Source organism: Streptomyces sp. MK37H, assembly GCF_018035285.1.
GTDB classification, from domain to species: domain Bacteria; phylum Actinomycetota; class Actinomycetes; order Streptomycetales; family Streptomycetaceae; genus Streptomyces; species Streptomyces endocoffeicus.
Map to the genome: position 1 here is coordinate 1 of NZ_JAAAYH010000386.1, position 8,661 is coordinate 8,661.

Annotated in this window: 6 protein-coding genes; 3 read left to right on the top strand and 3 right to left on the bottom strand. The window is 72.1% G+C overall.

The window, feature by feature from the left end; genetic code table 11:
• Positions 1 to 323: 323 nt before the first annotated feature.
• On the bottom strand, positions 324 to 1,148 hold the full coding sequence (locus tag GWI24_RS35200; RefSeq protein ID WP_210950102.1) for a TetR family transcriptional regulator: 825 nt from the start codon (positions 1,146 to 1,148) through the stop codon (positions 324 to 326).
• A gap of 115 nt (positions 1,149 to 1,263) precedes the next feature.
• On the bottom strand, positions 1,264 to 3,102 hold the full coding sequence (locus tag GWI24_RS35205) for a 3-hydroxyacyl-CoA dehydrogenase family protein (RefSeq protein WP_210950103.1): 1,839 nt from the start codon (positions 3,100 to 3,102) through the stop codon (positions 1,264 to 1,266).
• A 394-nt stretch (positions 3,103 to 3,496) separates the two neighbouring features.
• Between GWI24_RS35205 and GWI24_RS35210 the strand changes: the two genes are divergently transcribed.
• Positions 3,497 to 4,177, top strand: coding sequence for a HEAT repeat domain-containing protein (locus tag GWI24_RS35210; RefSeq protein ID WP_086885149.1), 681 nt, complete (start codon positions 3,497 to 3,499; stop codon positions 4,175 to 4,177).
• A gap of 38 nt (positions 4,178 to 4,215) precedes the next feature.
• On the opposite strand, the gene GWI24_RS35215 is transcribed toward GWI24_RS35210, so the two are convergent.
• Complete coding sequence (locus GWI24_RS35215) at positions 4,216 to 5,268, bottom strand: Rv2578c family radical SAM protein (RefSeq protein ID WP_210950104.1); 1,053 nt, start codon at positions 5,266 to 5,268, stop codon at positions 4,216 to 4,218.
• A gap of 159 nt (positions 5,269 to 5,427) precedes the next feature.
• Between GWI24_RS35215 and GWI24_RS35220 the strand changes: the two genes are divergently transcribed.
• Positions 5,428 to 5,871 carry an SRPBCC family protein gene (locus tag GWI24_RS35220; protein WP_210950105.1) on the top strand — a complete coding sequence of 148 codons (444 nt, stop codon included), beginning with the start codon at positions 5,428 to 5,430 and terminating at the stop codon, positions 5,869 to 5,871.
• A gap of 241 nt (positions 5,872 to 6,112) precedes the next feature.
• A partial coding sequence (locus GWI24_RS35225; RefSeq protein ID WP_308344196.1) for an MFS transporter occupies positions 6,113 to 8,661 on the top strand: 2,549 nt, incomplete at its 3' end.

Genomic DNA, 8,661 nt, shown 5'->3' on the forward strand with positions numbered 1-8,661 from the left:
GCCTGCTTGGCGGGCTACTGGGTTCGGGGTCGGCCTGTGGGAGGGGCGGGTGCCGCCTCTCGTCTCCGCCGCGACGGCGGGACGTCTGACGGCGGAGTCCGGCGGTGCGAACCGCCTGCTCGGCGGGCCACCGGGTCTGGGGTCTGTCCATGGGAGGGGCGGGCCCCGCCCCCACTCCCCGCCGCGATGGCGAGACGCCCGACGGCGGAGTTCGGCGGTGCCGAACCAACCGCATGGGCGGGCAACCCCAGCCCAGGACGGGGTTCACCAAGCCCGGGGGCGAGCCCAGAACCGGCGAACCCCGGCCAACCCAAGCGGCAGCGCTACCGCTGCAGCGCTTCCTTGATCGTTCGCATGACCTCCGTCAGCGGTGCGTCCGTCCGCGCCACCATCACCACCACCTCGTCCTCCTCCGACGCCGAGACCGCCGCCGCGGGGCGACCGCCGGCCACGGCGGGGCGCCCCCCGATGCCGCTCCCGAACGTTTCGCGGACGATCGCGAAGGCGTGGTCCAGCTGGGACTCCACATCGCCCTGGCCGCCCGCCCGCAGCCAGCGCCGCAGCACATGGTTGTGGGCCGTGACCACGGCCGACGCGGCGACCTCGGCCAGCAGCGGATCGTCGTCGCCGTCGTGGTGGGCGCCCTCGTCGAAGTGGCCCAGCAGATAGCGGGTGAACAGCCGCTCGTAACGGGCCACCGAGGCGATCTCCCGCTCCCGCAGCGCCGGTACCTCGCGGGTCAGCCGGTAGCGCTCCACGGAGACGGCCGGCGAGGCCGCGTACATCCGCATGACCTCCTTGATCCCGCGGCACACGGTGTCCAGGGGGTTCTCATGCGGAGGCGCCGCGTCCAGCACCGCCGCCGCCCGCACCAGCGTGTCGTCGTGGTCCGGGAAGATCGCCTCTTCCTTGGAGCGGAAGTGCCGGAAGAAGGTGCGCCGGGCCACCCCCGCCCTGGCCGCGATCTCGTCGACGGTCGTCGCCTCGTACCCCTGCGTCGCGAACAACTCCATCGCCGCGGCCGCGAGTTTGCGGCGCATGGACAGACGCTGAGCCGCGGCGCGGCGGCTTCCCGCGCTCTCACCGCCACCGGATGAGGGGGTTCGCTTCGCACGCTCCGTACGCGTGGCCTTCACGGGCTGGGACATGTGGGGAACGTAACACGCTTGTGAGTGCCGGTGCGGGGGCAGACCGACGGAAGGCTCCAGCAGCCCGCCCCACCGGGAACCGGAGTCAGACGGTCCGCCCCACCCGGAGGCGTACTCAGGCTTTGGCATACTCGCGGAAGCCGCGCCCGGTCTTGCGCCCGAGGCAACCGGCGGCCACCAGATGCTCCAGCAGCGGCGCCGGCGCCAGGCCCGGCTCGCGGAACTCCCGGTGCAGCACCTGCTCGATGGCCAGCGACACATCGAGCCCCACGACGTCGAGCAGTTCGAAGGGGCCCATCGGATAGCCGCCGCCCAGCTTCATCGCGGCGTCGATGGCGTCCGGGGTGGCGTAGTGCTCCTGGACCATCTTCACGGCGTTGTTGAGGTACGGGAACAGCAGGGCGTTCACGATGAATCCCGCCCGGTCGCCGCAGTCCACCGGGTGTTTGCGCACCGCCGCGCACACGGCGTGCGCGGTAGCGCGCACATCGTCCGCGGTCAGCACGGTGTGCACCACCTCGACCAGCTTCATCGCGGGCGCCGGGTTGAAGAAGTGCAGGCCCACCACGTCCTGGGGGCGCGAGGTCGCCCGCGCGCAGGCGACGACCGGCAGCGAGGAGGTGGTCGTGGCCAGCACCGCGCCCGGTTTGCAGACCTTGTCCAGCACCCGGAACAGCTCCTGCTTGACCACCAGGTCCTCGGCCACGGCCTCCACGGCCAGGTCCACGTCGGCGAACGCGTCGAGCGCGTCGGCCGGGGTGATCCGCGCCAGCGCCTGCTCCCGGGCCTGCTCGGTCATCCGCCCCTTGGACACCGACCTTTTCAGGGATTTCCCTATGCGGGCCTTCGCCGCCGTGGCCTTCTCCAGGGACCGGCCGGCCAGCACCACCTCCAGGCCCGCCTTGGCGAAGACCTCGGCGATCCCGGAGGCCATCGTGCCCGAGCCGGCGACGCCGACGGCGCGCACCGGGCGCGCCCCTTCCGTGGAGTGCCCCACCTCGGCCGTCGCGGCGTCCGGGACGATGGTGCCGCTGCCCGGCGCCTCGTACGTGTAGAAGCCGCGGCCCGCCTTACGGCCGGTGAGACCGGCCTGGGCGAGCTGCCCCAGGATGGGCGCGGGCGCGTGCAGCCGGTCGCCGGAGGCGGCGTACATGGCCCCCAGGACGGTGCGGGCGGTGTCGACGCCGATCAGGTCGAGCAGGGCCAGCGGGCCCATCGGCAGCCCGCAGCCGAGCTTCATCGCGGCGTCGATGTCCTCCCGTGCCGCGTACTTGGCCTCGTACATCGCGGCTGCCTGGTTGAGATACCCGAACAGCAGCCCGTCGGCGACGAACCCGGGCCTGTCGCCGAGCGCCACCGGCTCCTTGCCCAGATCGCGGGCGAGTGCGGTGACCGCCTCGACTGCCGCGGGGGCGGTCAGCACGCTGGAGACGATCTCGACGAGCTTCATCGCGGGCGCCGGGTTGAAGAAGTGCAGGCCCAGGACCCGCTCCGGATGGGCGGATTCGGCGGCCAGCCGGGTCACCGACAGCGCGTTGGTGCCGGTCGCGAGGATCGCGGAGGGGCTGACCACGGTGTCCAGCTCGGCGAAGACCTCATGCTTGGTGTCGTAGTCCTCCGGCACCACCTCGATCACCAGCTCCGCGTCGGCGGCGGCGCGCAGATCGGTGGAGATGCGGAAGCGGTCGAGGATCCCGGCCCGCTCCCGCTCGCTGATCCGCTCGCGGTGCACGGCGCGGGCGGTGGCGACCTCGAGCGCGGTGACGGCTCGGCGGCAGGCGCTTTCGTTGATGTCGATGCCGATCACCTCGCGGCCGGCCCGGGCCAGGATCTCGGCGATGCCGGTGCCCATCGTGCCGAGCCCGACGACGGCGACAGTAGTGAGCGGGGCCCGGGAGGGGGAGAGATCAGAGGGGGACGTAGTGCTGACGCCGGTGTGTGGGAGACGGTCCATCGCGGACTCCAGAGGGTGTTCCCCGGATGCGGGGATGAAGTGACGACTGAGGGGAGCTCGTGTCATGCCACTGCTGCCGTTCACGCCACGCACGCGCGGGGGGCTGACGCGGCTGACACAAATCCCCGATGGAAGGGCTTGCACGCTCCCTTACGGACAGCGCCGCACGGAGGAAACTGCCCGTGGGAGACACGCGGCCGGCCCTGTCCCGGGGCCATGCCTCAACTGCTGTTCTGGAACTGCCGAACCGACGTCACACAAGGCGGCTGCGTCACCAGGCCGCCGGAGCAGGGGTGCTGCTCGTGTCGCCATATTAACTCGCGGGTAACCAAGATGCCAGAGCTCAAAGTGAGGCCGCGCCGGAACGCGGCCCACCGGGGAGGGGAGACCTCGTATGGACGATGAATTCCGGACGCTGACGGAGCGGGTACGGGCCTCGCTCTCAACCCCGCAGGAAACCGCGGCCCATGCCTCGCTGCTCGCGCTCGTGCGCCAGGGCACCCCCGCCGCGCGTGAACAGCTTGCCCGCATCCTCGTCGCGCCGGAGCAGCCGCTGTGGGCCCGGGAGACGGCCGCCTTCGTGCTCGGCAGCGCCAAGGACCGCCGGGCCTTCGAAACCCTTGTCCTCCTGCTCAACTACCGCGAGCCGGCCCGCTGTGCGACCGCCGCCCGGGTGCTGGCCCGGCTCGGCGATCCGCGTACCGCGCGGGCCGCCGCCGCCCTGGCCACGAACCCGCTGCGCACCGCGTACTCCCTGCACCCCATCCGACTGCTGGTGGAGCTGCGGGCCCCCGAGTCCGTACCGGCCCTGGTGGCCGCCCTGGAACGGCAGTTGGCGGCCCGCGACCGCCACTGGGCGATCGCCCGCGCCTGCGTGGAGGGCCTGGGCGCGATCGGCGACGAGCGCGCCATCCCGGCCCTGACCGCCGCCGCCCAGCACATACGCCTCAGCGCGGCGGCCGCCGCCGCGCTGGCCCGGATCACCGGCGAGGGCGCCGTCACGGGCGGGGGCGCGCCGGAGTCGGCGGGCCAGGGCGGCGCGGCGGAGAAGGTGGGTGAGGCACGGGTGCCGTGAGGGGGAGCGGGGGCGGCGGGTCTTCAGGGTGGTGACAGTCAGAGCAGTGACAGCTGGGCCGGCGGCGAGTCGGCCCGGGCGTCCGGCTCCTCCTCGGGGCGGGCGTCCGGCTTCTCGGACACATTGCGGTGGGTGCCCGACGCGTACGGGCCGATGCCGTACTCGGCGGCGAAGTCGTGCACCATCCCGGTGATCCGCCGCTGGTACCACTTCGGGGCGTAGGACCCGCCCTCGTAGAGCGCGTCGTACCGCCGCAGCAGCCGGGGGTGGTGGTGGGTGAGCCAGGTGGTGAACCACTCACGGGCGCCCGGGCGCAGATGGAGCACCAGCGGGGTCACGGAGCTGGCCCCGGCCTCCGCGATCGCCCTTACGGTGGCCCGCAGCTGCTCGGGGGAGTCGCTGAGGAAGGGGATCACCGGGGCCATCAGCACACCGCACGGGATCCCGTGGGAGGACAGCGTCCTTACGGCGTCCAGGCGCCGCTCGGGCGAGGGCGTGCCCGGTTCGACGGTGCGCCACAGCTCGCCGTCGGTGAAGCCGACCGAGACCGAGACGCCGATGTCGGTGACGCGCGACGCCCGCCGCAGCAGTTCCAGATCGCGCAGGATCAGGGTGCCCTTGGTGAGGATCGAGAAGGGGTTGGCGCGCTCCGTGAGCGCCGTAAGGATGCCGGGCATGAGCTGATACCGGCCCTCGGCGCGCTGGTAGCAGTCCACATTGGTGCCCATGGCGATGTGCTCGCCGGTCCAGCGGCGGGAGGCCAGCTCGCGGCGGAGCAGCTCCGGCGCGTTTGTCTTCACCACGATCTGGGAGTCGAAGCCGATCCCGGTGTCCAGGTCGAGATAGCTGTGGGTCTTGCGCGCGAAGCAGTAGACGCAGGCGTGGGAGCAGCCGCGGTACGGATTCACCGTCCACTCGAACGGCATCCGGGAGGCCCCGGGCACCCGATTGATGATCGAGCGCGCCCGGATCTCGTGGAAGGTGATCCCGCGGAACTCCGGGGTGTCGAAGGTCCGGGTGGTCACCGCGTCCGCGGCGAAGAGGGCCGGGGTGGCCGCCGTGTCGTCTCGGGTCAGGTTGTCCCAGCGCATCGCAGGCACCTCCGGGTCTCGCTCGTTACCACAATAGAACACATGTTTGATTGATTTTCGTCAACCCCGGATTTGGGCCGGTGCCCCTGAGGTGGTTGGCTTGCGCCTGTCAGGGCGTCATGGGCTGAAGGCGCCACGTCGAGGGCGGAAGGAAATGCGATGGGGCAGGTCGAGGCCACCACGGAGCGGATCGTCACGGGTAAGCCCGAGGATGTGTTCGACGCACTCGCCGACTACCGCGACACCCGCCCCCGGCTCCTCCCGCAGCAGTTCAGCGAGTACGAGGTGCGCGAGGGCGGCGACGGCGAGGGCACCGTCGTGCACTGGAAGCTCCAGGCCACCAGCAAGCGGGTGCGCGACTGCCTGCTGGAGGTCTCCGAGCCGTCCGACGGCCAGCTGGTCGAGAAGGACCGCAACTCCTCGATGGTCACCACCTGGACCGTCACCCCGGCGGGTGAGGGGAAGTCGCGGGTCGTCGTCACCTCCACCTGGACCGGCGCGACCGGCATCGGCGGCTTCTTCGAGCGGACCTTCGCCCCCAAGGGGCTGGCCCGGATCTACGACGAACTGCTGGCCAAGCTCGCCACCGAGACGGCCGAATAGCGCCCATGGCGCCCATGGCGCCCTGATCCCGACTCCGGCCCCGGCCCCGGCCCCGTCTCCCGGACCGAAGGTCGCACTCACCGGTTCGGGTGGTTTTCTCCGCGGTCCCGCATACCCCCGTACACACTCTCACCGGGGCGAACGCCGTCCGCGGCCCCTCGTCGGCGATTCGTCGCTGTTTGCCCCTCGTTGCGTGTGATGCGAGAAATGGGCGGCGCAGACGTGACGACGGGAGAAGGACGTGGGCGGCACCACCGGGACCACCGGCGCCACCGTGCCGAAGCGGCGAGAGAGCCGCGAGCACGGCGGATACGAACCGGCGGGCCCTCCCGCCCACGCCACCGACGACGGAACCGAAGCCGGCGGCGCCGGGGCGGGTGCGGCGGCGCCCCCGGCGGACGGCGCCGCACCGGCGCCCGCCCCGCTCAGCCCGGCCCGGGTGCGGATGGTCTTCTTCGGGCTGATGCTCGCGCTGCTGCTCGCGGCCCTCGACCAGACCATCGTCGCCACCGCCCTCCCCGAGGTGGTCGGCGAACTCCACGGCCTGGGCAAGATGTCCTGGACCGTCACCTCCTACCTGCTGGCGGTCACCGTCGTCCTGCCGCTCTACGGCAAGCTGGGCGATCTCATCGGCCGTAAGAGCGTCTTCGTCTTCGCGATCGTCGTCTTCATCGCCGGATCCGCGCTCGCGGGCTGGTCACGCACGATGGAGGAGCTGATCGCCTTCCGGGCGGTGCAGGGCGTTGGCGCCGGCGGTCTGATGATCGGCGTCCAGGCGATCATGGCCGATATTGTTCCCCCGCGGGAGCGTGGCCGCTATATGGGGCTCATCGGCGCCGCGTTCGGTCTCGCCTCGGTGGCCGGGCCGCTGCTCGGCGGGTTCTTCACCGACCATGCCTCCTGGCGCTGGTGCTTCTACGTCAACGTCCCCTTCGGGCTGCTCACCCTCGCCGTCGTGGCCGCCGTCCTCAAGGTGCCGGAGCCGCCGCGGCGGGCCCGTTTCGACTATCTGGGCGCGCTGTTCCTGTCCCTGTTCTCCACCTGCGTGGTGCTGCTGACGAGTTGGGGCGGCACGGAGTACGGGTGGGGCTCCCGCGTCATCCTCGGGCTCGCCCTGGGGGCGGCGGGTTCGGCGATCCTCTTCGTCGTCGTGGAGTGCGTCGTCCCCGAACCCATCATCCCCATGCGGCTGTTCCGCGACTCGGTCTTCTGCGTCAGCGGGCTGATCGGCGCCGTCGTGGGCGTCGCCCTCTTCGGCGCCGCCAGCTATCTGCCGACCTTCCTCCAGATGGTCGACGGCGTCTCGGCCACCGAGTCGGGGCTGCTGATGGTGCCCATGATGGGCGGCATGGTGCTGGCCTCCATCGTCTCCGGACAGCTCATCAGCACCACCGGCCGCTACAAGGTCTTCCCCGTCGTCGGCGGGCTGATCTCCATCGCCGGCATGTGGCTGCTCTCCCGGCTGGAGGAGGACACCACCCGCCAGGACTACAGCCTGTGGATGGGCGTCCTCGGGCTCGGCATCGGGCTCGTCCTGCCGGTGCTCATCCTCGCCGTGCAGAACTCCGTGCCCGCGGCCGACCTCGGCTCGGCCACCAGCGCCAACAACTACTTCCGGCAGATCGGCGGCAGCGTCGGCGCGGCCGTCTTCGGCACGCTCTTCGCCAACCGGCTCACCGACCGCCTCCAGGTCGACCTGCCCTCCGGGGCGGCATACGGGAGCGGCGGCGACGGAACCGGTCTGCCCGACCCCGACTCGGTCACCCCGCAGATGGTGCACGCCATGCCGGGCGCCCTGCGTGACGGCTACATCGCGGCGTACGCACACGCCATACCGCGGATCTTCCTCTATCTCGTGCCGGTGCTCGTCCTGGGCTTCCTGCTCGCCTTCCTCCTGAAGGAGAAACCTCTGGTGTCCCACACCGACTATGCCGTCCAGCAAGACCCGCAAGATCTGCACGACCCCGTGGTGCCGGCCGCGCGCATGGGCCCCCGGCCCCGGCACGCCGCGGCCGCCTCGCCCACCGCGCCGCCACCCACCGCGGGCGTCCCGGTCTGCGGCATGGTCCAGCACCACGACGGCACCTCGGTCCCCCGGGCGGCCCTGACCCTCATCGACGTCGGCGGACGCCAGATCGGGCGCGGTGCCACCGGGGAGGACGGGCGGTACGCGCTGAGCACGCCCGGCGCCGGGTCGTACGTCCTGATCGCGGCGGCCGGCGGCCACCAGCCACGGGCGGTCAGCGTCACCGTCGGGGACCGGCCGGTCGAGCTGGACGTGGTGCTCGGCGGCGCGGGCCGGCTCGCCGGTGCCGTCCTTACGGCGGACGGCACGCCCGTAAGGGAGGCGACCGTCACCCTGACCGATGTGCGCGGCGAGGTGGTCGCGACCACCCGCAGCGGCCGCGAAGGGGGCTATGTGATGGACGAGTTGGTGGCGGGTGAGTACACCCTCGCCGCCAGCGCCCCCGCGTTCCGCCCCGCCGCCCTCCCGGTCACCGTCCAGGCCGCCCGCGAGACCCGGCAGGACATCGAACTGGCCGGTGGCGCGGTCCTGCGCGGGGTCGTCCGGGCCACCGGCGGCCGGGTGGTGGAGGACGCCCGGGTCACGCTGCTGGACGCGGCGGGCAATGTGGTCGACACGGCGACCACGGGCCCGGACGGCGCGTTCCGCTTCATCGACCTGTCGGCGGGCGAGTACACGGTCATCGCGGCCGGCTACCCGCCGGTGGCGACGGTCCTCCAGGTCGCGGGCGGCGGCCGTACGGAGCGCGATCTCCAACTGGGCTA